This window comes from Paenibacillus sp. MZ03-122A, assembly GCF_024213325.1.
In the GTDB taxonomy this organism is placed as follows: domain Bacteria; phylum Bacillota; class Bacilli; order Paenibacillales; family Paenibacillaceae; genus Paenibacillus; species Paenibacillus polymyxa_B.
On record NZ_JANAVI010000003.1, the window covers coordinates 61,673 to 88,165 of the forward strand.

At 43.9% G+C, this 26,493-nt stretch carries 25 protein-coding genes and 4 pseudogenes; 18 read left to right on the forward strand and 11 right to left on the reverse strand.

The window, feature by feature from the left end; translation table 11 throughout:
* The first annotated feature begins 84 nt into the window (after window positions 1-84).
* Window positions 85-372: a stage VI sporulation protein F gene (locus NLX74_RS07380; protein ID WP_061829033.1), complete on the forward strand. Its 288-nt coding sequence runs from the start codon at window positions 85-87 to the stop codon at window positions 370-372.
* 154 nt (window positions 373-526) lie between these two features.
* On the opposite strand, the gene NLX74_RS07385 is transcribed toward NLX74_RS07380, so the two are convergent.
* Complete coding sequence (locus NLX74_RS07385; protein ID WP_235309511.1) at window positions 527-1,795, reverse strand: DNA polymerase IV; 1,269 nt, start codon at window positions 1,793-1,795, stop codon at window positions 527-529.
* Between the two features lie 216 nt (window positions 1,796-2,011).
* On the opposite strand from NLX74_RS07385, the gene NLX74_RS07390 reads away from it, so the two are divergent.
* Window positions 2,012-4,537 (forward strand): transglycosylase domain-containing protein, encoded by a 2,526-nt coding sequence (locus tag NLX74_RS07390; RefSeq protein WP_254328366.1) that lies wholly within the window; start codon window positions 2,012-2,014, stop codon window positions 4,535-4,537.
* A 14-nt stretch (window positions 4,538-4,551) separates the two neighbouring features.
* Here the strand turns inward: NLX74_RS07390 and NLX74_RS07395 are convergent, their stop codons facing one another.
* The 5 genes and pseudogenes from NLX74_RS07395 to NLX74_RS07425 form a co-directional block, all read right to left on the reverse strand.
* A complete protein-coding gene (locus tag NLX74_RS07395) occupies window positions 4,552-5,673 on the reverse strand; it encodes a Ger(x)C family spore germination protein (protein WP_254328367.1) in 1,122 nt (373 codons plus the stop codon).
* Window positions 5,670-6,298, reverse strand: a pseudogene (locus NLX74_RS07400) (GerAB/ArcD/ProY family transporter). Before NLX74_RS07400 ends, NLX74_RS07395 begins: the two are co-directional and overlap by 4 nt.
* Before the next feature lie 20 nt (window positions 6,299-6,318).
* Window positions 6,319-6,707, reverse strand: a pseudogene (locus NLX74_RS07410) (spore germination protein).
* A gap of 11 nt (window positions 6,708-6,718) precedes the next feature.
* Entirely contained in the window at window positions 6,719-7,360 is a 642-nt protein-coding gene (locus tag NLX74_RS07420) for a spore germination protein (RefSeq protein ID WP_367997023.1), read from the reverse strand.
* Window positions 7,361-7,466: 106 nt separating this feature from the next.
* Window positions 7,467-7,859, reverse strand: a complete 393-nt coding sequence (locus NLX74_RS07425; RefSeq protein WP_235309514.1) for a YhjD family protein — start codon at window positions 7,857-7,859, stop codon at window positions 7,467-7,469.
* 302 nt (window positions 7,860-8,161) lie between these two features.
* Between NLX74_RS07425 and NLX74_RS07430 the strand changes: the two genes are divergently transcribed.
* Together NLX74_RS07430 and NLX74_RS07435 are read left to right on the forward strand one after the other, a co-directional pair.
* Window positions 8,162-9,052, forward strand: a complete 891-nt coding sequence (locus NLX74_RS07430; RefSeq protein WP_235309515.1) for a DMT family transporter — start codon at window positions 8,162-8,164, stop codon at window positions 9,050-9,052.
* Between the two features lie 473 nt (window positions 9,053-9,525).
* Window positions 9,526-10,230, forward strand: coding sequence for a YitT family protein (locus NLX74_RS07435; protein ID WP_235309516.1), 705 nt, complete (start codon window positions 9,526-9,528; stop codon window positions 10,228-10,230).
* Window positions 10,231-10,296: 66 nt separating this feature from the next.
* Here the strand turns inward: NLX74_RS07435 and NLX74_RS07440 are convergent, their stop codons facing one another.
* Window positions 10,297-10,587: a DUF2188 domain-containing protein gene (locus tag NLX74_RS07440; protein WP_235309517.1), complete on the reverse strand. Its 291-nt coding sequence runs from the start codon at window positions 10,585-10,587 to the stop codon at window positions 10,297-10,299.
* A 151-nt stretch (window positions 10,588-10,738) separates the two neighbouring features.
* On the opposite strand from NLX74_RS07440, the gene NLX74_RS07445 reads away from it, so the two are divergent.
* Entirely contained in the window at window positions 10,739-11,542 is an 804-nt protein-coding gene (locus tag NLX74_RS07445) for a lipid II flippase Amj family protein (protein WP_268820095.1), read from the forward strand.
* Window positions 11,543-11,646: 104 nt separating this feature from the next.
* On the opposite strand, the gene msrA is transcribed toward NLX74_RS07445, so the two are convergent.
* Window positions 11,647-12,618, reverse strand: coding sequence for a peptide-methionine (S)-S-oxide reductase MsrA (gene msrA, locus NLX74_RS07450; protein ID WP_254328370.1), 972 nt, complete (start codon window positions 12,616-12,618; stop codon window positions 11,647-11,649).
* A gap of 177 nt (window positions 12,619-12,795) precedes the next feature.
* The gene (locus NLX74_RS07455; RefSeq protein WP_254328371.1) at window positions 12,796-13,413 is read right to left on the reverse strand and encodes a TVP38/TMEM64 family protein; all 618 of its coding nucleotides are present in this window, start codon (window positions 13,411-13,413) and stop codon (window positions 12,796-12,798) included.
* A gap of 352 nt (window positions 13,414-13,765) precedes the next feature.
* Between NLX74_RS07455 and NLX74_RS07460 the strand changes: the two genes are divergently transcribed.
* The 5 genes from NLX74_RS07460 to NLX74_RS07480 all read left to right on the forward strand — a co-directional run bounded on the left by NLX74_RS07460 (window position 13,766) and on the right by NLX74_RS07480 (window position 18,136).
* On the forward strand, window positions 13,766-14,455 hold the full coding sequence (locus tag NLX74_RS07460; protein ID WP_023989285.1) for a TerC family protein: 690 nt from the start codon (window positions 13,766-13,768) through the stop codon (window positions 14,453-14,455).
* 163 nt (window positions 14,456-14,618) lie between these two features.
* Window positions 14,619-15,563 carry a Gfo/Idh/MocA family protein gene (locus tag NLX74_RS07465; protein WP_254328372.1) on the forward strand — a complete coding sequence of 315 codons (945 nt, stop codon included), beginning with the start codon at window positions 14,619-14,621 and terminating at the stop codon, window positions 15,561-15,563.
* Window positions 15,564-15,635: 72 nt separating this feature from the next.
* Window positions 15,636-15,956 carry a hypothetical protein gene (locus tag NLX74_RS07470; RefSeq protein ID WP_235309522.1) on the forward strand — a complete coding sequence of 107 codons (321 nt, stop codon included), beginning with the start codon at window positions 15,636-15,638 and terminating at the stop codon, window positions 15,954-15,956.
* 97 nt (window positions 15,957-16,053) lie between these two features.
* Window positions 16,054-16,332, forward strand: coding sequence for a DUF6171 family protein (locus NLX74_RS07475; protein ID WP_254328373.1), 279 nt, complete (start codon window positions 16,054-16,056; stop codon window positions 16,330-16,332).
* A gap of 319 nt (window positions 16,333-16,651) precedes the next feature.
* Window positions 16,652-18,136 carry an alpha-N-arabinofuranosidase gene (locus tag NLX74_RS07480; RefSeq protein ID WP_235309524.1) on the forward strand — a complete coding sequence of 495 codons (1,485 nt, stop codon included), beginning with the start codon at window positions 16,652-16,654 and terminating at the stop codon, window positions 18,134-18,136.
* 83 nt (window positions 18,137-18,219) lie between these two features.
* Here the strand turns inward: NLX74_RS07480 and NLX74_RS07485 are convergent, their stop codons facing one another.
* The gene (locus tag NLX74_RS07485; RefSeq protein ID WP_061829048.1) at window positions 18,220-19,038 is read right to left on the reverse strand and encodes an AraC family transcriptional regulator; all 819 of its coding nucleotides are present in this window, start codon (window positions 19,036-19,038) and stop codon (window positions 18,220-18,222) included.
* A gap of 166 nt (window positions 19,039-19,204) precedes the next feature.
* On the opposite strand from NLX74_RS07485, the pseudogene NLX74_RS07490 reads away from it, so the two are divergent.
* The 8 genes and pseudogenes from NLX74_RS07490 to NLX74_RS07525 form a co-directional block, all read left to right on the forward strand.
* Window positions 19,205-19,498, forward strand: a pseudogene (locus NLX74_RS07490) (Gfo/Idh/MocA family protein); the annotation flags it as partial.
* Window positions 19,499-19,500: 2 nt separating this feature from the next.
* On the forward strand, window positions 19,501-19,671 hold the full coding sequence (locus NLX74_RS07495) for a hypothetical protein (protein ID WP_235309527.1): 171 nt from the start codon (window positions 19,501-19,503) through the stop codon (window positions 19,669-19,671).
* Between the two features lie 18 nt (window positions 19,672-19,689).
* Window positions 19,690-20,457, forward strand: a complete 768-nt coding sequence (locus NLX74_RS07500; RefSeq protein ID WP_235309528.1) for a sugar phosphate isomerase/epimerase family protein — start codon at window positions 19,690-19,692, stop codon at window positions 20,455-20,457.
* Window positions 20,450-21,532, forward strand: coding sequence for a Gfo/Idh/MocA family protein (locus NLX74_RS07505; protein ID WP_235309529.1), 1,083 nt, complete (start codon window positions 20,450-20,452; stop codon window positions 21,530-21,532). Before NLX74_RS07500 ends, NLX74_RS07505 begins: the two co-directional genes overlap by 8 nt.
* 77 nt (window positions 21,533-21,609) lie before the next feature.
* The gene (locus NLX74_RS07510; RefSeq protein WP_061829051.1) at window positions 21,610-22,578 is read left to right on the forward strand and encodes a sugar phosphate isomerase/epimerase family protein; all 969 of its coding nucleotides are present in this window, start codon (window positions 21,610-21,612) and stop codon (window positions 22,576-22,578) included.
* 20 nt (window positions 22,579-22,598) lie between these two features.
* Complete coding sequence (locus NLX74_RS07515; RefSeq protein WP_235309530.1) at window positions 22,599-23,330, forward strand: ThuA domain-containing protein; 732 nt, start codon at window positions 22,599-22,601, stop codon at window positions 23,328-23,330.
* Window positions 23,331-23,576: 246 nt separating this feature from the next.
* Entirely contained in the window at window positions 23,577-23,921 is a 345-nt protein-coding gene (locus NLX74_RS07520; RefSeq protein WP_071641521.1) for a winged helix-turn-helix transcriptional regulator, read from the forward strand.
* Window positions 23,922-24,662: 741 nt separating this feature from the next.
* Window positions 24,663-25,431 (forward strand): annotated as a pseudogene (locus tag NLX74_RS07525) (DODA-type extradiol aromatic ring-opening family dioxygenase).
* 139 nt (window positions 25,432-25,570) lie between these two features.
* Here the strand turns inward: NLX74_RS07525 and NLX74_RS07530 are convergent.
* Complete coding sequence (locus tag NLX74_RS07530; RefSeq protein WP_013310849.1) at window positions 25,571-26,287, reverse strand: Crp/Fnr family transcriptional regulator; 717 nt, start codon at window positions 26,285-26,287, stop codon at window positions 25,571-25,573.
* Window positions 26,288-26,493: the final 206 nt, after the last annotated feature.

Below are 26,493 nucleotides of genomic sequence, written 5' to 3' on the forward strand. Positions count from 1 at the left end.
AACGTTTTAAACAGATAGGCACAATGGACAGGCTGGCCGTCATATATTTGGGAATGACCGAATGATATGGGAGGTGTGGCAACATTGAGCTATCAGCAATATGGAATCAGTCCGCAACTGGTGGAGCGGATTAAGTTGAAAATGAAAAATCGTGCGCTCAAGGATCGGGTTAAGCAGCAGATCGAAGGTGTGACTAAAGCGGACCTGCAAAATAAAGCTAAGGTGCGTCATCTTGTGAAGACCACTTCTGCTATTTTAAACGAGCGTTTGACGGCTGCGCAGGAGGAGCAATTGACCGCCTTCGTATTGGCACAAAAAATTGATCCGTCCAATACATTCCATCTAATCAAGCTGTGGGGAATGTTCCGTTGATTGCTATTTGAAGAGGTGCTTCGAAGCGCTCTCCATGTTTTTTTGTGAAGCACAGATAAAAAAAGGATTGCCTGATATCAGGCGATCCTTTTTGGTTTGTTTTAGTTAGTTCATTCCCCGGGCAATAGCTAGTGTGAGCTTATCATGAGATTTTTTATTTGTAATGACCGCCAATTTTGATAGACCGTTCCATGGCCTGCCCGGCATCTGTTAAGGACGATGCGCGCATGATGATGGACTGACCGTACCGATCCTTTAAAGTGTCCGTCACCTTTTCCAAAGCACGGGATCGCTCCTGATCCTCAAAAAAATCCAGTTGATACAGTTGATCATCCACCAATCCGCTTAAAGTAACTCCTGCGCGCTTCACAGGCATATGATTCCAAAAAGTATAAAAGATTTTTTTAACGGTTTCATATACCTTTTGGGTATGGTTTGTAGGATCGGGTATCTTCATTTGTCGGGAGAATCCGGTTGGTGCCTCGTAGGGACTGCATATACAATGAACAGTCACAACCGAGCCCATATATCCTTTGCGGCGGGCGTCCCGACACACCTCCTCTGTTAGTTCAAGCAGGATGGTTTCCACTTCCGCAGGCTGGAGATAGTCTCGAGGAAGAGTCATCATATGACCGATGGATTTGGGAGGTGTATTAAATGTTTCCGGCTTGACCGGGCTGTGATCGATCCCGTTAGCAGTTCGCCATATTACCTCTGCCTGAATATCGGACTGCTTACCGAAATGAGACCGGAATTTGTCCTGTAGCCGAGGTAAGGAAGTACGTGCGATATCTCCAATGGTGTGTAGTCCAAGCTTCTCCAAATGCCGTTCCATTCGTGAACCGATGCCGAACATAAGACGTACTGGCTGGGGCCATAGCAACGCTGCAATATCGGATGCAGGCAACAAGAAAATGCCACTGTCATTTTTTTTAGCCCATATATCTGTTGCGGTTTTAGCCAGCATTTTGTTGGAGCCGATACCAATTCGAATCCATACTCCTGTTTGTGCCAGTACCTTTTGCTGAATTTCACTTGCAATACTCACCGGATCCCCGAACAGGGAGAGGCTTCCGCTCATATCCAGAAACTGTTCATCAATGCTGAAAACCTCAACCAAATCCGTATATTCGTTATAAATTTCTGTTATTTTTAATGAGACATCGATATAATGCTGCATACGCGGACGTACAATGATAAGGTCAGGACATTTTTTCACCGCTTCTCCCAGACGTTCTGCTGTAGATATACCGTATTTTTTGGCCAGCGGACACGCAGCTAAAATAATGCCTGAACGAAGTGCAGGGTCACCGGCCACAACGAGTGGCTTATGTTGGTATTTGGGATCATCTGCTTTTTCGATGCTAGTATAAAAACTTTGGCAGTCCGATAAGAATATGGTTCTATTTCTGCGTTCCTCCAAAAATACGACCTCCTTTCCTGATATGTGTGGATCATCCTTCCAAAATATTCTTGAATGTATACTCTTATAGTAGTATTATATACAGAACAAGTGTTCCTAATACAAATGTATTTTTTGGAACGTTACAGTTTACGGAAAACCTAACATGGCGTATCATAATATCTTGAGCAAAAACAAGTGGAAATGAATGAATATTGAGGGGAGAAAACCATTTTTATGAACCCAAAACGTCGACCATCATCTCAAAAACGCAGTAGGTGGCGTATTTTTGGCAGAGTTTTGCTGATTAATATCAAGTGGTTCTCGTTTGCGGGTGTACTTGGAGTGCTATTTGCTGGAGGTCTTATATCCGGTTATGTAGCGGCACTGGTTCATGATGAACCTGTACGCTCACGTCAGTTGATATATGAAAAGGTAAATGAGAACGCTCTGACCAGCTTTGTATTTTTTAATGATCAGGTAACTCCGGTTGGAAGAATGCGCATGGAGGAGGATCGACAGCTCGTTGATCTGAAGGATGTCCCTCAGTCTATTGTGGACGCCCTCATTTCAACGGAAGACAGCCAATTTTATGAGCATCGTGGTGTGGATTTAAAGGGAACAGCTCGTGCTGTTAAGCAGAAGCTTTTGAATGAAAACCGCCAAACAGGCGGCAGCACACTGACGCAGCAGGTAGCCCGAAGGGTTTTTCTCAGTCTGGATAAGACGGACAGCCGCAAGGTGAAGGAAATGCTGCTGGCACTGCGTATGGAGCGTTTTATGGGTAAGGATAAAATATTAACGGCTTACTTAAACAAAATGCCCTTTGGTAATGGTTCCGCTGGTTACAATTTATATGGAATTAAGTCTGCTTCGTTAGGGATTTTCAATGTAAGTGATCTACATAAGCTTCATATTGCTCAGGCGGCTTATTTGGCAGGTCTTCCCCAACTGCCATCTGTTTATTCCGCTTTTGATGGTAAAGGGAACTTTGATGAAGAAGGCTTCAATAAAGCGATGGAGCGCCAGCGTGTCGTGTTGGGAAGAATGCTGGCAACAGGTAAACTTACGCTATCCGAATATAACGAGGCGCTTCAATTTGATGTGAAAGCCACTCTTGCGCCACATCGCGAAAAAAGCTATAACACATTCCCTTATTTGATGCTGGAGACAGAGCGGGAAGCCGCCCAATTGTTAGCGCTCCAACAAAATCCCGATATCACAGCAGCCGAGATTTCCAAGCCTGAGTATGCCGAGCTTCTTCAAAATACGCGAGAAGAGTTGCAACGGTCCGGATATCGAATTTATACAACGATAAATAAGAAAATTTATAACAATATGCGGCAGATTGCAGCCAATCCACAAAACTTTTCTCCATACAGTAAGAAGAAGGGATTAGAGCAGATTGCAGCAATCATGATTGATCATAAAACAGGGGCTATACTCGGTATGATCGAGGGCAGGGATTTTAATACCGAGCAAATGAACTATGCAACTCAAATGACACGTCAGCCCGGTTCTGCCATGAAGCCTATTGCTGCTTATTTACCTGCTTTGGAAAAGGGCTACACTCAGCCAGCCGGTCTTATTGATGATTCACAAATCATATTGAAAGACGGGCGTAAAGGTTATCATATTCCTAAAAATTATAACAGACGGTACGAGGGGCTTATGACAGCCCGTGAAGCACTCAATCGGTCAATCAATATCCCTGCACTGAGGCTGTTCTTATATGAAGTTAAAATTCCAAACGCTTGGAATTTTGTGCGTTCTCTTGGAATTACGACGATTCAGCCGCAGGATGAACATGCTCAGACAGGGGTTCTAGGTGGACTAAGCAAAGGGGTATCCGTCGAGGAACTGACTGCAGCATATGGAACGATTCCCAATATGGGTGTATATAATGCACCTCATCTGATTAGCAAAATTACGGATGCCAACGGGAAGATCATATATGAATTTAAACCGCAGACGAAGCGTGTATATTCGCAGCAAACCGCATTTTTGATGACGGATATGCTTAAAACTGTTATATCAGATCCGAGGGGAACTGGTAAACGCCTGCAAAATGCTTTTAAAAGCTACGGTGCCATTGATATCGCCGGTAAAACCGGTACAACACAAAACTTTGGTGATGTGTGGTTTATGGGGTACACACCTGACGTTACACTAGGCGTCTGGGCTGGTTACCGCCAACAGGTTAATACATTATCTCAAGAAGGCCATTCCAGAGCACAGTCAGTGTGGGCACTGATCATGAATGAGGCGGTCAAGGACCAGCCTGAACTTTTTAAGAATAAGCACTTTATACGGCCGGAAGGTGTTGTAAGAGTTACGGTTTCTAGCCTTACAGGTAAGCTGCCAGGGCGTTATTCCCGTCAATCGGGTCAACTTGTGACTGACTGGTTTAATCAAAAGTATGTGCCTACTGAAGTTGGAAGAGAACGGCTTCCGCGTTCTGCTAGACCAGTGGTCCCGTCCAAACCAGATATCAAGGAAAAAGAAGTCCCAGAGGTTGAGGTACCTGCAATAGATCAAGAGAAAATTCCACCAGAGGAAACGGATCCTGCTGTTCCTGACGCAGACACAGAGATAGAAATGCCTGATGAGAATAACGATGTGCCATCAACAGATACTTCGCAACCTTCTGTTGAAAACGAACAGGGGACTCCTTCTGAATCGGAAAGCCAGAGTGAGACTCCAAAAACCCAATCTGATGAAGTTATTTATCCAGAAATAATATCTGATCAACCCAAAAACTAAACGACAGGAACGGCTTAGTTTAAAATGCCGTTCCCGACAATGTCTACAGTGACCTGCGGATGAAAACGGACATTGGGATATTCTTTATTCCAATCTACACTTTTCCATACTGCTGGATGATGAGCGATCAACTGTCTGCCTACGCCAAAGGCATCACATCCATTTTCCTGAAGTGTACGGATAATTTGTTCCGTATCCTGGGTCATGATTTCGGAAAGTTGACGGTTTAGACGCCGTACGTTAGCTTTATCTTGAAGATGATTTCGTGCATATCCAACAATATCGACAGGCAATTTCAGGTTAAGCTCCACATCAATTTGTCCATCATGCTGAACTTTCACTTTAAGGCTACGTTTGACATTCTGAATGTTAGCCTGATACGTAATAAAGTTTTGCACATCACCGACAGATCCTGGATGTATCCTTTTTACAAAGCGAGCTGTATTTTTCCACTTTCCAGTCATCAGGACATATAAAACACCTTGCTCATTATTTAGGCTTCCTGTGAATTTTTGTCCGTGAAATAAGGCAATTCCACGTGCTGTAATATCTTCTCCTTCTTTGGAAAGATAGGGAAGCACAAAATCTTGACCCGGATCAAGCATTGGGGGGAGCACTGTCTCCAGTGTCATTTCCGGGAACATAAACATTTCCTCAAGGCTTCTGATTTTTTTGGTTATAAATTCGCCAATTAAGAGGTTGCCTATGCCTTTTTGATCTATTATTTCTCCAGCTAATCCATCTACAATAGCTACCTTGACATGGGAAGTCGGATGGTCAGGCTCACGATACAACACATCCAGATAGGGATATAGATCTTTTCGGGCCGAGCTTGTACCATACAGAATAACTCCGTATTTGAAAAAGCGGATATCCCCGGTTACTTTGGCTCGGATTTTGTCTGTACTTTGCCGAACGGAATGGCCGGTGCCTGAGTGAATTTCATTGGTGCTTTTATCTTGATTGCTTTGAGAATCGTCTACAACCTCTAGCGTTTGCAACAACATACCTTCAGGAGTGAGATCATAAGCCGATGCATTTGCCAATCGGGCATCCTTCAAATTGTCCTGATCCCAGCAGCCTGTTATAAAAATGAGTAGAGTTAGCATTCCAAGCGCTCTGCTCTTTTTTTTCATGTTTCAGGTCCCTCCTTTTTTTTGAAGAGATAGGATAGGATCAGCAGCAGAAAAGGGAATACAATTAGGAAAAGATAAGCAGAATTATTGGCTATGGAACCAATAAGCTCGAAATCTTCTCTTCGTTGAGGCAAATAGGCAATACAACATGAGGCGAGCACAACAAAGGGAACCGCCTTTTTGTGACTCTTTTGCTTGAATAGATAGCTTATTCCGTAAGACGCCGCATAATAATAACCACTTATAGCACCAAAGATCGAAATGAGCCAAATCGGCAGAAAAATAAAATCGACTCGATCCATCGTTCCCAGTGGAATGGATCTGAGCAAATAAATGACTGGCTCCGGCATTAATTCAAGCTGTTGGGGGCTGAATACGGTTGTACAGGTAAATACAGTAAAACAATACATAGTACCACGATCGCGTTAGCTGCCAAAATTGACTTGAGCTTGCCTATACTTTTGCCCTCAGTCATGGGAAAGACGATAAGAATGAACTCAAAACCAAACATCGCCAGGAGCGTTTCTTTTGAACCGACAATAATACGGGGCCATCCCGCCTCAGTTAGAGGTAGCAGATAAAGCGGGTTGGACTGCTTTATACCATAGCTAATTAACAGCATCATGGGAAAAATCAGAAATGAAATTAAAACAAGCACTCGAGACCACCAACGATTCCAATAGTTTGGCCAACCCGACTGGGTAGACGAACCCCGGCTTCTCGTAGCACCTCAAAGATCAATTCAAGCAGCATAGCCTCCACAATCGCTGGGAATGGAACATTTTCCAGTGATTTTTTAATGGTATGCGCCAACTCTAGTGGCAAAATAGCTGGATGAAAAGCAATCGTCGCAATGTAAATAGCAGGCAGCGTAAAAGCGATCAAAAAGCTCATCATTCGAATCGTTCTTAGAAATGAACTAATAATCCAACGGCCGTGATAATCATCTGGACTTTGGTAAAATGCAAAAAAAGAGACGGGAGCTATAGAGCAGTAGGGCTACCTTCAGCCAAAATCGCTATCCGTCCCTCCATTAGATTGGCGGTCACACGATCCGGTCGTTCCGTGCTGAGCTGTTGAGGGAAGAGGGAAAAAGGGTTGTCCTTAATAAACTCTTGAATAAAATAAAACCGAGGGAGAGCACCATGTCGGAGGAGATCGCTTTAATTCTCGTTTTCACTGCTTCCACTAGCTCAGGATTAGCCAAGTCTTGAACATAGACAATAGCGATTTTAGTCCGGGTTTTAGATCCCACATAAAAGTAGCGTACAACCAGCGACGGTGTGACAATTTGTTTGCGAATCAGATTCAGATTGATGGATAACTGCTCAATGAATCCATTGTGCGGTCCGCGAATAACCCCTTCGTTTTCTGGTTCGTCTGTACTGCGAGCATACGTCTTTTCGGAAGAAAGGATAAAAAATTCTTCCGCCCCAATTATCATAAAAATGCAATATCCCTGAATAAGTGAATCAGCAGCATTTTGAAGGTCGGTGTCTTTTTGACTGCTTAAGGTGGTGAACATTTGATGAGAGACTGCATCGATTTTCTCATATAAGGCGCTCAGGATATGAGTTTGAATCATCTCCTGATCTACGAGCGAATCAACATAGAGCAGTATACCTTCTTTGCCGTCAACGGAAATTGCCTGTTTTTTTAAATCATCCGTATAAAAAGGCTTGCTCAATAAAGGAAACATTTCTGTTTAATTCAACGGAAGCTGCGTCATGTCCAGCCAAGAAAGCCCTCCTTTTTGGATGAGATAGGCATAATGTGTGCCATATGGACTGAGTTTATGGATCAATTCCTAGATAGTGTCCCAGTTTCCGCCGGACCTCGCTGTGGGCAAAGGATGAAAGCATGAAAAATCGTCTTTGATAGCCGCGGCATATATACAAAACCTCTACGCCTTCACGATTTCGGATTTCGCTGTATATTTTAACCCCTAGTGTTTTCATTCGCGCCTTTGTCTCTGCTAATTGAACAGCCACACGCTGTTGTACTCCAGTCAGGCTACGAACATACAAATCAGGCATTTTTAGAGGGGAAGTATGTATAATACGAATGTCTCGTTCCAGCACATCCAGCACAAGAGTTAGAAGTACACAGATCTTGACTAGCCCTGCGTCTTCTTCAGAAGGCAAAGGAGCTTTATTCTTGTGGTTCAGTGTCTTTTGGCTTGGCATAAAAATCTCCTTTACTCCGAGTAAGAATACAATATATAATCATTATATAGAACGTGTGTTCTGTTTATACCTCATCATAGGTATTTTTCCAAGGCTAAAGCAATCCTCAATTATTGGAAAAGTGGTAGAGAGCGATACCCATGTGCCATTGTGTAAAGAATTCTTGAGTTTATCGCCAATGACAGTCAAACAGAGTTTATGTTAAGCTAATGGATAAAAACTTACATAAAAGAGGAGATCGTTCTGACTGCGGTCAGCCTCTACTATTTAACTTAAGAAAGTGGAGAAAGAAGGTATACATATTGTCACGTTCGTTATATGCAGCTTTATTATTGTTGAGCCTCATTTGGGGCGGTTCGTTTATGTTTATCAAGGTGTTGTTGCTACATCAAGTAGGACCGTGGACTATTGTATTTCTTAGATCCAGCTTTGGACTTATTTTTATCGTCTTATTAATGCTACTTATGCGCAGGCCGTTTAAAATTAAAAGCATTCCGTGGAAATCGGTTACTCTGGTAGCTTTGGTCAACATGGTTTTGCCATGGACATTGATCGGTTTTAGCGAGACCAAAATAGCTAGCAGTATGGCTTCTGTATTGAATGCCACCACGCCAATATGGACCATGTTGGTGGGGCTTGTTTTTTTCGGGGCTATTTTTCATCGGATGCAGTGGTTAGGAATGGGGCTCGCTTTTGTAGGAATTATTATTTTATTGGGTATTAATCCTGCATCTATTATTTCTGTTGATCCTGTAGGTTTTGGGTGTATGCTGCTTGCGACTCTCTGCTATGGATTTGGAACACAGCTCTCCAAACGTTTTCTCTCCAATCTTTCCATGTATCAGGCTACCTTTGCAACACTGTTTGGTGCGGCGGTAGGGGGTGGCATTATGATGACAATTGTGGAGAGACCTAATTTGTCGATTGTTTCTGATCCAGGTGTATTGGGTTCCCTTATAGGGCTGGGAGTTTTGGGATCAGGAGTAGCATATATTTTGTTCAATTACATGATTTTGCGGGGGAGCGCGGAATTTGCTTCTTCGGTGACGTATTTTGTGCCAGTAAGTGCCATCGTATGGGGCTTTTTGCTCCTGAATGAACATATCGGCTGGAATGTTCTTACAGGACTTGTCCTTATACTTGGAGGGGTGTTTATGGCCAACCAGCGTAGAACCGCCAAATTAAGTGGATAATAATCTAAACAGAAATAAAATACGCTTTGGGCTATATTAAATGTTATATTAAATGTACATTCGCCAAACCTTCGGTATAATACGTTAATTCGCACATACAATAAAGCATGCTCACACATAAAATAAAATATGGTGCAGCAAAAAAAGCAAGCTGTTTAGCAGGTGACAAGGTGTGGTATAATAAATTATAGAATTATATGTACCACAGAAATGTCGGAGTTTTATTCCACAAAAGAAAGGATCAGGATACCATGTGTCCCCGAAGGATACTTCCCCAAAGGACGATTTGGAAACGATTTGATCTGTCTTATACTTAGCTTTTCCGCGGAGTAACGTCAAGTTGCGAAAGCCAACTCTGCGGAAGAGGGGATTGTACATGCGAAGGACCAAGTCCTCCAGGCACATCTTATCCGGTAGCTTCCGTAAGAGTGGGTTCATCCACATCAAACTTACGAGAAACCGAGGGAGCCTGTATGAGGAAAACTTACGAATCTATCGTGAACAATGGAGCATTGAGACAGATTGCTGTCATGTTGCTCGGAACATGCATTTTAGCTTTTACGTACTATCATATTAATGCTCAGAATCATTTGTCAGAAGGCGGATTTGCAGGCTTGGCCCTGCTGGGACATTACGCATTTGGCATATCTCCAGCATGGAGTATGTTGCTGCTTGATATTCCCGTCATATTGCTGGCATGGGTACTGAAGGGCAGAAGATTTATGCTGCTTGCGTTAATCGGAGCCGTCGCTTTTTCACTGTTTTATGCAGGATTTGAGAAGTATTCGACTCTGGTTATAGATCTACATGGAAATCTGCTGATAGCTGCTCTACTTTGTGGGGTGCTTACAGGTTTGGGAGCCGGAATCGTATTGCGATTCGGTGGAGCAACCGGGGGCGATGATATCTTATCTCTGCTGATCAGTGAGTGGCGCGGGTGGAAAATCGGCAACGTGTTTATTGTCAGTGACATCATCGTATTGGGATTATCACTGTTGTATCTGCCTATGAAGGAAACAATGTTTACAATACTGGCTGTGTGGCTTGCCGGAAAAATAATTACATGGACGACCACGTTCCAACTGCACCGACCTGTGAAAAAGGTACTGCCAGCGGCTATTCCCGCTAAAAAGGTAGTTACCAAAACAGTGCCGGTCGTCCACAGCCTTCGTCAATAAGGAAAGGGTGTTACGTCAGGAGAGAAATCTTCTTTCGTAACACCCTTTCGCTGTATTCAGCTTCTATCAGGAAGGCTTTAAAGTAGAATGGATGCGTCCATTCTGATCGGAAGAAGCGGAATGATGGTCGTGTACATTTTCGCTTGAATGCTGTTTTTCATGTTTTTTAGGTTTCTCATCTTGCTCGGCTGGATGATTATCGTTCCATTCCTCGGCTTGGGAAGTGGCAATCGCAATCGTGCGTCCTTCTTCATAGCCGTCACGGAGTAGAGCGTTAGCAATATCAACGGCTTTTTCTCGCACCCGAGGTCCCAGGTTTTTCATGGATGGAGGGTAATCATGTTTGTTCCAAGGCATAGTTGCACACTCCTTATAGCGGATGATGTATTATGTATTACCCGTTGTCGGCTTAAACAAACGGAAATCAAAGAAATGAATATATTGTAAAATGTACCTTGAAAAAAAGCGTATAATGGTGTGCAGAATACGAGGAAAAGGAGTGAAGCATTTGCTTGCCTGGGGTTTTGTTTTTTTGCTGACTATCATCATTCATACTACAGATAGCTTGTCCTATGCTCTCCGGCTTGGTGGTTTGCGAGCGCGTCGGATTGGATTGGCGTTAACCGTTGCGGGAATGCTGCTGTTGGTTTCACGCACCTCTAACATGGCGCAGGGGCCTTTACTCGGAGGGATGGTCGATCAGGCTAAAGCTGCAGCACAAGGGGGCGGTACGGATATTAGACTGGAGCTATATATGCATGGGGTACTGCTGGCAGCAACCGTTGGAACCATGCTTGCTATATTACTGTATCCAACAGTGGTACGCATGTCAGCCAGATGGATTGTGCATTTGGAGCATACCGGATCTATTCCGGCCTTGATGCGTCATTTATTGCTGCGAAGTCGCTGGAAGCATGCAGGCTACTACATAAAGCGCCCTACCTGGTCCATGCTAACCTCACTGATTGGCGGAGCGATACCCAAGCGTCTAATTATTCTGAATATAACCGTTACTGCCATTTATACAACTGGAGTAGTATCTGCTTTATATGCATCATTCCTCTGGCCTGCTCAAGGTACAGCCATGTCAATGTCGTCAGGTCTAATCAATGGCGTCGCAACGGTATTACTGACCTTGTTAATTGATCCAAGATTGGCGGTTCTGTCGGAGAAAACGCTACGAGGGGAGCTACCCTTAACTCGGATGAACAGCATGTACGGGTGGATGATCATCTCGCGTTTGGCAGGTACTTTATTAGCTCAGCTATTACTAGTACCGCTAGCCATTTGGCTTGGATGGGTAATGAGTTAAATTGCTAGCTTACGTAATGATGTGCGGCCATATCCCAAAAAGGCTGGCCCGTGATCATCTATTAAAGATGGATCGCGGGTCAGCCCCAATGATTCTATGGCTACTTACTTTTCAAATAATGACTTATATGCTCCGTATCCTTCACGCTCCAAATCTTCTTGAGGCACAAAGCGGAGCGCGGCAGAATTGATGCAATAACGCAAACCATCTGGACCTGGGCCATCATCGAATACATGCCCTAAATGGGAGTCGGCTTCACGACTTCGCACCTCGGTACGGATCATAAAATGGCTGAGATCGGTTTTTTCTTTGACATTGTAGCTGCGCAGCGGACGGGTAAAGCTGGGCCAACCGCAACCTGCATCATATTTGTCCAATGAACTGAACAAGGGCTCTCCTGATACGATATCCACGTAAATACCTTCACCCTCATGATCCCAAAACTCATTTTGAAAAGGGCGCTCGGTCGCGTTTTTTTGTGTTACTTCGTATTGAATAGGCGTCAGCCGATCTTTAAGATCGGATTTATCAATCTTGCCGGACCAATTTTGCTCGATAAAATCTTCACGTCCCGATCCTTTGCGGTAGCGTTTGTAATGAGCGGGGTTCTTCTTATGATAGTCTTGATGATATTCTTCTGCTTCATAAAAAGTGACTGCAGGCAGAATCGGTGTAGCAATCGGCTTGTCGAAGCGGCCACTTTGAGTCAAAGCTTCTTTAGAAGCTTCTGCCTTGATTCGCTGCTCTTCATTATGATAGAAAATAGCCGTTTGGTAGGATGAACCTCTATCGTGAAACTGTCCACCTTCATCCGTCGGATCAATCTGCTGCCAGAAGAGCTCCAACAGTTTTTCATACGGGAATACTTGTGGGTCAAATGTAATCTGTACGGCTTCCACATGTCCCGTTGTTTCAGAACACACCTCTTCATAGGTAGGATTTTCGGTATGTCCCCCTGTGTATCCAGATCTAACCTTCAAAATACCGGGTAATTCCTCAAAAGGGGAAACCATGCACCAGAAGCAGCCACCTGCAAAAGTTGCTTTTTCTACCGTGTGTGGATTGTTGGTGCTCATATTTGTCACTCCAATCTGAGAATGTTTAATTAGTTGTTATTTAAATAGCTTACAATTAAATTATATACGAGATTTTTGCAAAATCCAACGAAACGTCAGAAACCAAGCGTAGTGTAAATGGCTATGTCCTAAAAAACGCAATGAAACATCCTACAGAGACGGTGGCAAACTATCGCTTTATATTCTATTGGCGCGTTGAAGCCTTTTTCGGTAGAGTATAAAGGCGCCGCCAACCAGTGCAGTATATAGCACTAAAATGAGCAAACCGGTGATTGGGTGTTCTGCAAAGGTGCCGCCAGCATAAGCATACACCGCAATTGCGGGAAGCTTGCCCATAGCTGTACCTAGGATAAAGCTCCAGAACGGAAACCCTGCTACTCCAGCGTATACATTTACCGCTGCTTGGGGGATGACTGGAATCAGGCGAGCCAGCAGAACAGCAGCAAAAGGTTCCCTCTCCATGACTCGATTGAAGCGCTCCAATGCGGGAACCCGCTTCAAATAGGTACGTCCTTTGTCACGGAACAGGGTACGTACTGCAGTGAAAACGACCAACGCAGCCAATGTAGTGCCAAGCCAGCAGATCAGAGCACCTTGCCAGGGGCCTGCGGCATAAGCAATGGAGGCGATAATCAGCTTGTAAGGCACAAACGGAATTAGCGCGAATAAAAATGCGAGTAGTAGCAGAACTGGAAAGGAGGTCTGCTTGTCCGCCCAGGCGAGCCAATCATATCTGTAGATAAACGCGATGCAAAGCAGCGAAACATAAGCCGTGACGAGTAGCCATTTTTTCATTTACATACCTCTTTCAATATCCCTGTTCGGCTTATCGCTTATACAGAAAAAAATAGGGTTCACATTCCCAATAATGTGTGCTATACTGCCACTAACAGAATAGTTCCCAAAGGGGAGTAGCTCAACGAGTAAAGTCGTCATTACGGGATTTTTAATCCCCGGCTTTATTGGCAACGTAATGTTGTAAGCGAGACCTTTGCCAGGATTTTAGGAATCCGGGTAAATGGTCTTTTTTTGATGCCGAATTTGGGTCAAGCGCCGTTTCCGGATTCCGTGAAATGGCGCTTTTTTAGTATAAAGCGCTGAACTATGTACAGTATAACAAATAAATAAAAAAAGGTGGGAGAAACGTATGGATTTTTTGTCAATTGAGTTTTTAACCGCATTAGTATCCATCATTATCATTGATCTGGTGCTAGCTGGTGACAATGCGATCGTAATCGGTTTGGCGGCTCGCAATGTTGATAAGGCCAATCAAAAGAAGGTCATTATTTGGGGGACGGTCGGAGCGGTCATCATTCGGGTGATTGCTACAGTGCTGGTCACGTATTTATTGCAAATTTATGGATTGCGTTTGATTGGGGGACTCGCACTTATCTATATTGCCTATAAGCTGCTGGTCGAAGAGAAAAAACATGAAATTTCAGCTACGAATCAAATGTGGGCAGCGATCCGCACGATTATTATCGCGGATACGATGATGGGCCTCGACAATGTACTTGCTGTTGCGGGAGCAGCTCATGGAAACATGCTGCTTGTTATACTGGGTCTGGCAATCTCCGTTCCAATCATGGTGTGGGGAAGTACGATTATCTTGAAGCTGACTGAACGTTACCCAGTAGTTATTACGATCGGGGCTGCTGTACTGGCTTATACTGCTGCCAAAATGGTGGTGGCGGAACCGCTGATTGCGCACTGGTTTATGAACGGGGTCATTAAATACGGCTTTGAGGTTCTGGTTGTGGTTCTGGTTGTAGCCATTGGGATGCGTGTTAAAAAAATTAAAAGTGAAAAAACAAGAAAGCAAGCACAGCACGCCTAAGCTAACTTACATTAAGTAAACTTAGCTGAAGCTGAACGTTCATGCCATAGAGGCTGTTCCGTTAGGTCCAACTGGACCGGGAGCAGTCTCTTTTCTTTACTTGTCAGCAGACTTCCATGTAAACTAGACAACAGATGAATGAGTGATTAGAGGTGGGAACGATATGGACAAGCAAACGAAGACAAGAGTAGCTATTGCAGGACTGGGTGGTATTGCTCGAAAAGTATACTTACCGTTACTGGCAGCACACCAAGGTGTAGATATTGTAGGTGTCATGAACCGTTCACAGGAGCCGGTGAGTTCCATTATGGAGCAATATAGGTTGCCAAGAGGAACGACAGATGTGAAGGAGCTGCTAGCATGGGAACCGGAAGCTGTATTTATACATGCCGCGACCGAAGCTCATTTTGATCTGGTTATGGCGTGTATTGAAAAAGGAATTTCCGTGTATGTCGATAAACCGTTGTCCTATGATGTTCGTCAGAATCTGGAAATGACCGCTTTTGCGGAAGCGCAGGCCGTGCTGCTGGCGGTGGGCTTTAATCGACGTTTTGCCCCGCATTATGTAGCTGCTAAAGCATGGTTAGAGGAAGCAGGTGGATTTAGTCAATGTGCGGCCATTAAACACCGTACTGGATATGACCGAAGACCGGCGGCACAGACGGTTTATGATGATTTAATTCACATGCTTGATTTGCTTTTGTGGCTGGGTGGCGATGATTATGAGCTGCTGCATAGTAGTCTGAATACGACGAGTGAAGGATATATGGAAGCTGCGTTCGGGACCGTACGTCTGGGGAATGCTACCGGAAGCTACAGTATGAGTAGACAGGCAGGAGCTGACATAGAGAAGCTGGAGCTTCACGGGGCAGGACGGTCTGTTGAAGTAACAAATATGGAACAGGCTGTTTTTATGCAAAAAAATCATTCACCACTAACGCAAGCTTTTGGAAGCTGGGATACGATTTTGGAAAGACGGGGATTCACCGGAGTCGTAAATCATTTTCTGGAGCATATTCATCGTCCAGAGAAGTGTGCTGTACGGGCTGGAAAAGTATTGGATAGCCATATGCTGGCTGACGAGCTGATCAGCCGTTTGAGTAATTAATATGGAACATCCGAACGTGATCTTAACAGTCCAGACAGACATCAAGAATTAGGTTGAAGGAGAAATGAATGAATGGAAGAAGATAACCGTGGTAAACAGCTAGAAGAAGCCATCATTGAAAATTATAAGCAAGAAGAAGATATGATGATCCTTGTGTTTGCGCAATGGTGTATCAATCACGGGTTGGAGCCAGAGGAACTATATAGTGAAGCATATCCGCATCAGGATAGCAACGAGCGTCTGCTACGAGTACGCAAGTTGACTGTATCGCGTGAAGAAGCGGGTGATATTCCGCTGGATACGGTATTAGGGGTACTGTCCATGTTCGGAAATGAGGACTTGGCGATGGTCGTATCTGAGGCGGCTGCGGGCCTTCCGTCTGAACGGAAATAGGGCTAGCCAGAATAGAGAATATACTGTTATCATTTATGGCATCATGGACTTAACTATATTTACTTAAGACATTGTTGATGGGGAGGATAAGCTTACGATGGAAGATATACCTGTGCCAAGTACTTGTAAAGGCTGTGAAAGAGATATCTCGATATCGGAAGAGCAAATTACCAGAATTCTAACCAACATGAGACCCAAAATGGAATGTGTAAATGATGAAGTGTACGAAGCCAGACTGTTGGTCTGCTCACAATGTGAAGAGTTAATGTCCGGGCATACATGTGGTATCAGCGGAAGCATTGTTCGTGTACGTGCTTTGGCGGCAGCTCAAAATTGTCCAAGTTACCATGGTTCACGCTGGATAGGTACAGCCTAAAAGATACAATGCTCAGGCTCGGCTGAACCTAGATTACGGGTTAAAATAGTCATACCTTGGTCTGCCTTAATGGCAGGCTTTTTGGTTTGATTGGACTTATCTTAACGATTGACAAAAAGTAGACAATAAAATATATTAAACACGTGAAATGTTTTTGTTTAATTATTAATATTTATATTAATGTTTACTAAAAGTAATGATGCGTAAAAATTATGATCGAAAGAAAATCGGTGGTATGAGTGATATTTAGGCCAAAATGAAAGCGCAAACATTTGTGCGGGTGTTCCAACAATCTTAATATTTTTGGGGAGGGTTTGTTGTGAAGGGTTCTGTTGTTGTTAATACCGATTGGAAACAAGGCATTATTAATAAAAACATTTATGGACAATTTGCTGAGCATCTTGGACGTTGCATTTATGAAGGCATATGGGTTGGAGAGGACTCACCGATTCCGAACACAAACGGAATTCGTAATGATGTAGTGGAAGCCCTGAAAAAGCTGAACATTCCTGTGCTGCGCTGGCCGGGAGGCTGTTTTGCCGATGAATATCATTGGAAAGATGGTATCGGGCCAAAAGAAAACCGTAAGAGAATGGTAAATACGCATTGGGGCGGTGTGGTTGAAAATAATCATTTTGGCACACATGAGTTTTTTCAATTGTGCGAACTGTTAGATGCAGAGCCTTATATTTGTGGAAATGTCGGCAGTGGTACAGTTCAGGAAATGTCGGAGTGGGTAGAGTACATGACCTTCGATGGAGAGTCCCCTATGGCTGCATGGCGTCAGGAAAACGGTCGTGAGAAACCATGGAAGCTCAAATATTTTGGAGTGGGTAACGAAAACTGGGGTTGTGGCGGTAACATGCGTCCAGAATATTATGCCGACCTGTATCGCCGCTATCAGACATATGTCCGTAACTATGGCGAGAACCGCATTTATCGGATTGCAGGTGGGGCGAATGTGGATGATTATCGTTGGACAGAAGTGTTGATGCGTGAAGCTGGGCATCTTATGGACGGTTTGAGCCTGCATAACTATACGATCCCGGGAAACTGGGAAGGGAAACGGCAAGCAGTCGGTTTTGATGAAGCGGAATGGTTCGAGACGATGAAAAAATCATTGCATATGGATGAATTGATTACTCGTCATTCAGCCATTATGGACCAATATGATCCTGACAAAAGGGTCGGACTGATCGTCGATGAATGGGGAACCTGGTTCCTGACTGAACCGGGGACCAATCCAGGCTTCCTGTATCAGCAAAATACGATGCGCGATGCACTGGTAGCTGGGCTGCACCTACACATTTTCCATAATCACCATGACCGAATACAGATGACGAATATTGCTCAAATGGTTAATGTATTGCAAGCCATGGTTCTGACTGAAGGCCCTGCTATGCTGTTGACGCCGACATACCATGTATTTGAAATGTTTAAGGTGCATCAGGATGCGCAAGCACTGGCTGTTCATGTAAAGGTAGGCGATTATGAATATGACGGAGATTCCATCCCACAAGTTAGCGTGTCCGCCTCCAAGGCGCAGGACGACAATATTCATATTAGCTTTTGCAACGTCCATCCGGGCGAGTCGGGAAACTTGAATTTGGAGCTAAGAGGACTGGAAGAAATTAAAAAGATCAGCGGTGTTGTCCTTGCCAGCGACGATATGCAGGCACATAATACGTTTGATCAGCCAGAGCGTGTGAAAAAGGAAGCTTTCACATCCTATCAGCTGCAAGGTCAGCATTTGGATGTTACACTGCCACCAATGTCGGTAGTGATGCTGACAATTGCTCCGTAAAAAAAACGGTCGTGGTATGTAAGCAGTATTCACTATTATTGGTTATGAACAAAGAGAGCGTTCAGGTGAACGCTCTCTTTGTCCTACAATTGCTCACGGTGAATCACCCTGAATTCTTTGGGCGACATACCGAAGCGGGAACGAAATACACGGTGAAAATACGTGTAATTTGCAAATCCTGACGATTCGGCGGCTTGTTCCAGTGACATGGGACTGAAAATGATTCGTTCTCTCGCCATGTTAAGCCTGATGTCCAGCGTGTACTGCATAATGCTCGTATCGAATGTTTCCTTAAACAGATGTACTGCTCGGGATACGCTGATACCGACGTGTGAAGACACGTCATCCAGTTTGAAGTTAGAGGATGCGTTTTCTTCAATATAATTTTTAATCTGATACGCAAGATAGTTATGATGAGTAGCGATAGGATGATCGGATAGCATACGGTCAAACTCCAAACATAAAATGCGTATGTAATAACTTGATATTTCCGGGTAAGGATTAGAAATACGTCGTTGCTCCATCACAAGCTGACGAAATAGGCCAAGCAGGGCTTCTGTGAGCTGAACCTTAATTCTGTTGGGTCGTTTATGATGGTTCCACCACTCATCTACCCAGGAACCACCGAAAAAAATGTGATAATCTCCACTTTCCACGACCTGCTCTCCCATGGGGTTCAACTCACTATGAATATCCAGTTCATAAGGCTCGGTAGGATTGAATAGCAGTAGGTCACCCGCCTCAATCCGTGTCATTTCCCCGTTAATGCGGGCCTGGCAGCGTCCATCTGTTTGCAAACGGAATAAATAATTTTTGATCCCATCAGGCTGGTTCGAATAAAAGGGCTTTCGATGGAAAGAATAGCCTGCGGTAAGAACCTGACAAGGCTCGACGATAGACATGATGATGACTCCTTTGGGCATATGGCTGTTTCAAATATTGACCAGATTGTTCATGTTTTAATCATATTATTCATTTTAAACGAAACAGAAATAGAATACTATGTGAACTGTAAAGCTTACATGTTAGATGAGAAAGTACATGTTGGAGGCCAAGGAGTGTGACGACGTGGAACGAATGAAGGCCGGGATTATCGGATGCGGTACTATTAGCTCGGTATATCTTGAAAATCTCCAAAAGAGCCCACTTATTGAAGTGGTGGCCGTCGCTGATTTACAGGATGAGAGGGCCAAGGAGAGGGCCGATGAATTCAACATTGTAAACGTATACAAAGTGGATGAATTGCTTCGTCAGCCTGAGATTGAGCTTGTATTTAATCTGACCGTGCCTGGCAGCCATGCACGGACAGATGTGGCGAAACTAGAGGCAGGCAAGCATGTGTACAGTGAAAAGCCTTTGGCGCATTGAAATTCACGGACCATCGTGCCAATGCTGAACTGGCCTACCATGTGTTAGAAGCCATGCATGCTTTTCAGCGCTCACCATTGGATGGCAATCACATTACGATGGAAAGTACGTTCAAACCGGACGAGGATTTGTATTATGGAACAGATATAATGGAAAATCCATCCTAATTAAAGAGGTGAAGGGGAATGGCTAAAGTAGGATTGCAATTGTACACAGTAAGGGAAGAGCTTGAACAGGATTTTGAAGGTACATTGCGCAAGGTAGCTGAGCTTGGCTATAAAGGGGTAGAATTTCATACCTTTTTCGGACGCAATGCCAAGGATGTCAGAGCGCTTTTGGATGAGCTGAATCTGGAAGTTGTCGGAACTCATATACAATATTCTCGTTTGCTGGATCATTTGGATGAGGAGATTGCATACCACAAAGAATTAGGAAATAAATACCTAATCGTTCCTTATTTAACCGAAGAACAGCGACAGTGGGATGAACTTTTTGCTAATTTGGATCGTATTGGTGAAAAAGTGAAAGAACAGGGCTTGATACTGGCTTATCATAATCATGATTTTGAATTGACAGAAAAAATCAATGATCGCCCGGTATTCGATGCTTTATATGATGCGGTTTCCGATGATTTGTTACAGGTCGAAATGGATACTTGTTGGGTATACTATGGGGGCTATGATCCAGTGGAATACATCGGACGTTATAATGGACGCCTGCCTATCATTCACTTAAAGGATATGGCACGTGACGAGCAACAAAAAGCAGTGACTGTAGAGCTTGGCAAAGGTGAAGTGCAGCTTCAGGCCATTACAGACGCCGCTATTCAGGCAGGTGTGGATTGGATCGTCGTAGAACAGGATTTCTGCTCAAACCCTCCAATCGAAAGCATTGAAACCAGTATTAAGTGGCTCCAACAATACGCAGCTCAGGGAGGAAATATTCATGTCTAAAACACTCAAAATCGGGATTATTGGTTGTGGAGGAATTGCCAACGGCAAACACTTGCCGAGTCTTGCCAAGCAGAAACGTGCAGAAATCGTCGCATTCTGTGACATCATTCAGGAGCGCGCTGAAGAGGCAGCAGAAAAGTTTGGAGTTGAAGACTCGCAAGTTTATAGCGATTACCGTAAGCTGTTAGAAAATAAAGACATTGAAGTCGTACATGTATGTACACCCAACGACTCGCACTCGGAAATTACCGTAGCGGCGCTTGAGGCAGGTAAGCATGTGCTGTGTGAAAAACCGATGGCTAAAACTGCAGAGCAGGCACGGGAAATGCTCGATGCGGCCAACCGTACAGGTAAGAAGCTGTCTATTGCGTATCAAAACCGTTATCGTGATGATAGTTTGTATCTGAAGCAATTGGTCGAACAAGGAGAGCTTGGAGACATTTATCTGGGCAAAGCCATTGCTCTACGCCGTCGCGCGGTTCCGACTTGGGGAGTATTCTTGGATGAAGAGAAGCAGGGCGGTGGCCCCCTTATTGATATTGGCACGCATGCACTCGACCTGACACTCTGGCTGATGGATAATTACAAGCCTAAAAGCGTACTAGGTTCAACCTTCCATAAGCTAGGGGATCGTAAAGATGCAGCAAATGCCTTTGGACCTTGGAATCCTGAGGAATTTAAGGTAGAGGACTCAGCTTTTGGTTTTATTACGATGCAAAATGGAGCTACGATTGTACTAGAGTCCAGCTGGGCATTGAACGTTGTAGAATTTGGCGAAGCGAAGACGCTGTTATGCGGTACCGAAGGCGGAGCCGATATGCAGGATGGATTGCGCATTAACGGGGAAAAGAACAGCCGCTTGTTTGATACGAAAATAGATCTGGATGCAGGCGGTGTTGCCTTTTACTCTGGAGAAACGGAAAATGAAGCAGACCGCGAAGCCCGTTTGTGGATCGAATCTATTCTGGACGACAAAGAACCTCTTGTGAAGCCGGAACAGGCACTGGTTGTTACTGAAATTTTGGAAGCTATCTATGAATCGGCTCGTACGGGGAAAGCTGTCTATTTTGACTAAGCCCGTAATTATCCCGAATAGACCATCATTATAATGAAAGCAGCTTTATTCACATATGATACAGGGAGGGATTTCTTTTGAAACTTGGAGTATTTATGGTGTTGTTTGGCGGACGTTCGCTGGAGGAGGCGCTGGATTATGTGGCTTCTCAAGGATTGGATGCTGTAGAAATCGGTACAGGCGGCAACCCTGGGGATAAGCATTGTAAGCCGGATGAGTTGCTGGAGAATGATACAGCGCTCAAAAATTTCAAAAAGGCAGTAGAGTCCCGCGGACTAACGATTAGTGCGCTTAGCTGTCACGGCAATCCTCTCCATCCGCAAAAGCATTTGGCCCAGGCTGATCATGATACGTTTCTTAAAACCGTTCGATTGGCAGAAAAGCTGGAAGTTCCAGTTGTGAACACTTTCTCTGGCTGTCCGGGTGATCACGAGGATGCGAAATATCCAAACTGGCCTGTGGCTCCGTGGCCTAATGATTTTCAGGAAGTGTTGAAGTGGCAATGGGAGAATAAAATTATTCCTTACTGGACCGAGACGGGGAAATTTGCAGCAGATCATCATGTTAAAATTGGGCTGGAGCTACACGGGGGCTTCTCCGTTCATACACCAGCGACCTTGCTTCGTTTGCGTGAAGCTGCGGGAGAGGTTATTGGTGCTAATCTGGATCCGAGCCATATGTGGTGGCAGGGAATTGACCCAGTGCAGGCGGTTCAAATTTTGGGCCGAGAGGGAGCCATTCACCATTTTCATGCCAAGGATACGACGATTGATCCGATCAATGTAAATAAATATGGACTTACCGATATGCAGGAATATACGAAAATGCTAGATCGTGCTTGGCAGTTCCGAACTGTGGGCTATGGGCATGATGTAAAAACCTGGGCAGATATTATCAGTGCCCTGCGTCTGGTGGGATACGATTATGTAGTGAGTATTGAGCATGAAGATGGTCTGATGTCCGTGGAGGAAGGCTTTACTAAGGCTGTCCACAATCTTCGCCAGGTACTAATTGAAGAACCGCTGAGCGAGATGTGGTGGGTCTAACCTAATAGGGGGAAATGTTGATGATTAACGTCACCATTTGGAATGAATTTTTGAACGAAAAGTTGAATGATGAAGCCAAACAGATATATCCTGACGGGATACACAAAGCGTTGGCTGACGGCCTGGCAGGAGAGGGATTTGCCATTCGAACAGCTACTCTGCGTGATGATGCCGAGCATGGTTTGGGAGAAGATATTCTGAATTCCACAGATGTGCTGCTGTGGTGGGGGCATAAAGCCCACGATCAGGTGAGCGATGAAGTTACGGCGCGTGTTGTCAAGCGAGTGCAGGAAGGAATGGGGTTGATCGTGCTGCACTCAGGCCATTTTTCCAAGCCATTCAAAGCCCTAATGGGCACTAGCTGTGACCTGAAATGGAGGGTGGCAGGTGAACAGGAGATTATTTGGTCGGTGAATCCGTCACATCCCATTGCAGAAGGCATAGATGCCAAAATTTTGTTGAAGCAGGAAGAGATGTATGGCGAGTTCTTTGATATTCCTACGCCTGATGAACTGGTATTTGTTAGTAACTTTGAAGGCGGCGAAGTATTTAGAACCGGATGTACCTTCCGCCGAGGTAGCGGTAAGATATTCTATTTCCGCCCAGGTCATGAGACCTATCCGACTTATTACCAGCCTGATATTTTGAAAGTTATCGCCAACAGCATTCGTTGGACTTCTTCGACAAGTATTAACAAACCAATATATGGTAGAAGTGAACCTGTAAGGCCTCTCGGTGGAGTGTTGGTATAATGACAATCATCACATATAGATGAGCTGTATAATGAACAGATTGATAGGCGGAACCTCCTGGGATTCCGCCTTTTTGTATTTAATGATTTAGACATATACCTGCTGTGTTGGTTTGTTGTATAATCAGTTTTGGTCATGGCAACTTTATCGGCGCAGGTATTTAATTTAAGAAGAAAGTGTTTTCTTTCGGGATAAAGTATGCTAAAATGATATATACTAACAAAAGGAAAGCTTTATCAAACCGAAATGCAAAAGAAGGTGAAAAATTTGGAGAGTCAACCGCAATGTGCAAAAATGTGTCCGCGTTTTGAAACCGCCTTTTCATGTTTGGGCAAGCGTTGGAATGGATTAATTATTCAATCCATGATGAGCGGTCCTAAGCGGTTTAAGGATATTTCCAATCTGATTCCCACAATGAGTGACAAAATGTTATCAGAGCGGATGAAAGATTTGGAAAATGAAGGAATTCTTACACGTCATGTATATCCGGAAACTCCTGTCCGCATTGAATACGAGCTAACAACCAAAGGCCGTGCACTTCAGCCGGTTATGGAACAGATTCAATTTTGGGCTGAGGAATGGATTAGATGAGCACCAAACTAAATAAGCGTTTCTCATAGCAAAACAGCCTTTTCCTAGGAAAAAGGCTGTTTTTTTATTTTGTGTATAGGACTACTTATCCATATCACAGAAATGATGTGCATAGGTAGCACGGCTTAATAGCCTTTGACTCGCCCTGCAACTGAGAATAATGCTGCTGTTGCACGGCGGGGCACACGGGTTTGAATATCCAGCGCGGCCGAACGGAATGTACCCAGACAGGAATGGCAAAGTCTCCCTGCATAAATAGGGGAACGGCAGGACTCACAAGGATAATCAAGCTGACTGTATGTGGAGGGAAACTTGCCTGCTCTTACCCAGTCTATGAGTAATTCTATAGGTGTGCCGGTTACATCACTGAGCTGGCAGGTATGAGTAGAAGGATGCTTCCATAGATAGTTAGAACAGCGGTCTAAGAATATATTTTCTTCCTGAATACAAGTACTACACAGGTTTCTAAGGTTCTGACGAAAAACGGAACCACATTTTGGGCAATTAGAAGTATGTATCTCCATAGAAACCAGTCCTTTGTATCGAAGTGTAGTGAAATTTCAAAATTTATTAGTTACATATTACTATGACCTTATACCTATATCAATCTTTATTTATGGAATCACTGATCTAAGTGTATGTTGAAGTCTGTGTTGACATAACTCTGTTACTTATGTACTATTACTTACATAAAGTTACTTAATGAATAAAATAAATTATTGATGACAAGGGGATATTTATATGATGCCATCTTTATTTTTAGCCCACGGCTCACCGATGCTTGCTATTGAACAGACGGGCTATACTTCATTTTTAGAGCAACTGGGGAAAAGCATTCGTCCTAAAGCGGTTGTTATCTTTACTGCTCATTGGGAAGCGCAAACGTTGACGATCAGTTCGATGGATGACGTGTACGGATACCATTTATGATTTTGGTGGTTTCCCACCGGAACTGTACGCGGTGAAATATCCAGCACATGGCTCTGTCGAACTGGCCAATAAGCTGAAAAAATTATATGAACAAAAGGGTATTGACGTACAAACTGATCGGGTGAGGGGACTGGATCATGGATCCTGGACATTGTTGCATCGTATGTATCCTGAGGCAGACATTCCGGTAGTTCAGATCTCTGTAAATCCATATCTCTCGCCCAAAGAACAATATGTCATTGGTGAAGTGCTGCGTGGACTGGGAGAACAGGATATTCTGGTCATTGGCAGTGGCGTGACTGTTCATAATCTGCGTATCGTCAAATGGGGGGAAACGAAAACAGAATCTTGGGCTATAGATTTTGATGATTGGATTATTGAAAAAGTGCAAAATAGAGATATAGAGGCTTTGGATCACTATGAAAGTGAAGCACCGTATGCTCGTCAGGCCGTACCAAGAGCAGAGCACTTTGTACCGTTGTTTATTGCGATGGGGAGTGGAAATCCTGCAAACAAAGCCAAGGTCATCCATAGAAGCTATGAGATGGGGAATTTAAGTTATCTATGCTTACAGTTTTAGAAAGTTTGTTGCCAGAAGAAGGACTATTGTTAAAATGCTTCGCTACTGCTCCTGTATAAGTAGGGGAGTGGAAATAAATTAGGGAGTGTTATAAGCTATAATGGCTTATAACACTCCCTTTTACATAAATAACGATTCATTATATCCGGCAAATCTCACGAGGGCACAATTCACAATGACACACGCCTTGCAGCATTTCCAAATCCTTGACAACAATCATGCCGTTATCGTATTCTACTGCATTTTTCTTACGTAGATCACTAAGCATCCGGTTTACGCTTTCCCGAGTCGCACCGATCATATTAGATAAGTCAGTATGAGTAATTTTCTTATGAATCAGGATATGTTCGCCGTGAGGCTCACCATAGGTATTGCATAGACGGATGAGTGTTGAACATAAAGCACCTGGCTTGCCGTACATCATCAAATCGCGGAACTTAGTCTGAGTAATACGGTGATGCGAACCCATCCATTTCATAAAGTCAATCGCAAAATCACAATGCTGGCAAATAAGCAGTTCCAAATCTGTATGATCGATTACGCCAATATCACTATCTTCCAGAACCTCAGCAGAAAAGGAATGCTTAGTACCGAAAAATGGATCAGCTTGACCAACAAGATCGCCGCTTTGATACATATATAGAATAAGTTCCTTACCTTCATCCGTTGTTTTGGTTACTTTCACGCGTCCGCGCTTAATATAAAACAGCTTATCCGCTGTATCTCCTTCCCAGAACAGATGCGAGCTTTCAGGCATAACTCGATCTTTCATCATCACTTGCAACCGGTTGAAGCTGGCCTCCGAGAAGCAACAGGTGTTGCCGCGGGCTTCCATTACATTTGTAGGGTTTCTCATCGTCCATTTCCCCTTTGTATCCTATGTTTTTTATCTGCAACTTGATCAATTCAAATTCATTATATACCTGCGCAATGCGTTTTTGGGGCAAGAAGAGGGGGTAAAAGTGGCAGAATTCCAAACTTTGTGATTTAATTCACTTCATAAAATAAAATTTTAAATAGATTGTGAAAAAAATCACAATATATCTTGAAAAGCTGTGTTAC

Coding starts and splice junctions, on each gene's coding strand:
- NLX74_RS07455 (WP_254328371.1), bottom strand. CDS start 13,413: ATGAAAAAATGGCTACTCGTCACGGCTTATGTTTCGCTGCTTTGCATC.
- NLX74_RS07530 (WP_013310849.1), bottom strand. CDS start 26,287: ATGAGAAACCCTACAAATGTAATGGAAGCCCGCGGCAACACCTGTTGC.
- NLX74_RS07505 (WP_235309529.1), top strand. CDS start 20,450: ATGTCTAAAACACTCAAAATCGGGATTATTGGTTGTGGAGGAATTGCC.
- NLX74_RS07395 (WP_254328367.1), bottom strand. CDS start 5,673: ATGAAAAAAAAGAGCAGAGCGCTTGGAATGCTAACTCTACTCATTTTT.
- NLX74_RS07475 (WP_254328373.1), top strand. CDS start 16,054: ATGGAAGATATACCTGTGCCAAGTACTTGTAAAGGCTGTGAAAGAGAT.
- NLX74_RS07440 (WP_235309517.1), bottom strand. CDS start 10,587: ATGCCTTGGAACAAACATGATTACCCTCCATCCATGAAAAACCTGGGA.
- msrA (WP_254328370.1), bottom strand. CDS start 12,618: ATGAGCACCAACAATCCACACACGGTAGAAAAAGCAACTTTTGCAGGT.
- NLX74_RS07485 (WP_061829048.1), bottom strand. CDS start 19,038: ATGTCTATCGTCGAGCCTTGTCAGGTTCTTACCGCAGGCTATTCTTTC.
- NLX74_RS07470 (WP_235309522.1), top strand. CDS start 15,636: ATGGAAGAAGATAACCGTGGTAAACAGCTAGAAGAAGCCATCATTGAA.
- NLX74_RS07390 (WP_254328366.1), top strand. CDS start 2,012: ATGAACCCAAAACGTCGACCATCATCTCAAAAACGCAGTAGGTGGCGT.
- NLX74_RS07425 (WP_235309514.1), bottom strand. CDS start 7,859: ATGCCAAGCCAAAAGACACTGAACCACAAGAATAAAGCTCCTTTGCCT.
- NLX74_RS07515 (WP_235309530.1), top strand. CDS start 22,599: ATGATTAACGTCACCATTTGGAATGAATTTTTGAACGAAAAGTTGAAT.
- NLX74_RS07435 (WP_235309516.1), top strand. CDS start 9,526: ATGAGGAAAACTTACGAATCTATCGTGAACAATGGAGCATTGAGACAG.
- NLX74_RS07500 (WP_235309528.1), top strand. CDS start 19,690: ATGGCTAAAGTAGGATTGCAATTGTACACAGTAAGGGAAGAGCTTGAA.
- NLX74_RS07460 (WP_023989285.1), top strand. CDS start 13,766: ATGGATTTTTTGTCAATTGAGTTTTTAACCGCATTAGTATCCATCATT.
- NLX74_RS07465 (WP_254328372.1), top strand. CDS start 14,619: ATGGACAAGCAAACGAAGACAAGAGTAGCTATTGCAGGACTGGGTGGT.
- NLX74_RS07520 (WP_071641521.1), top strand. CDS start 23,577: ATGCAAAAGAAGGTGAAAAATTTGGAGAGTCAACCGCAATGTGCAAAA.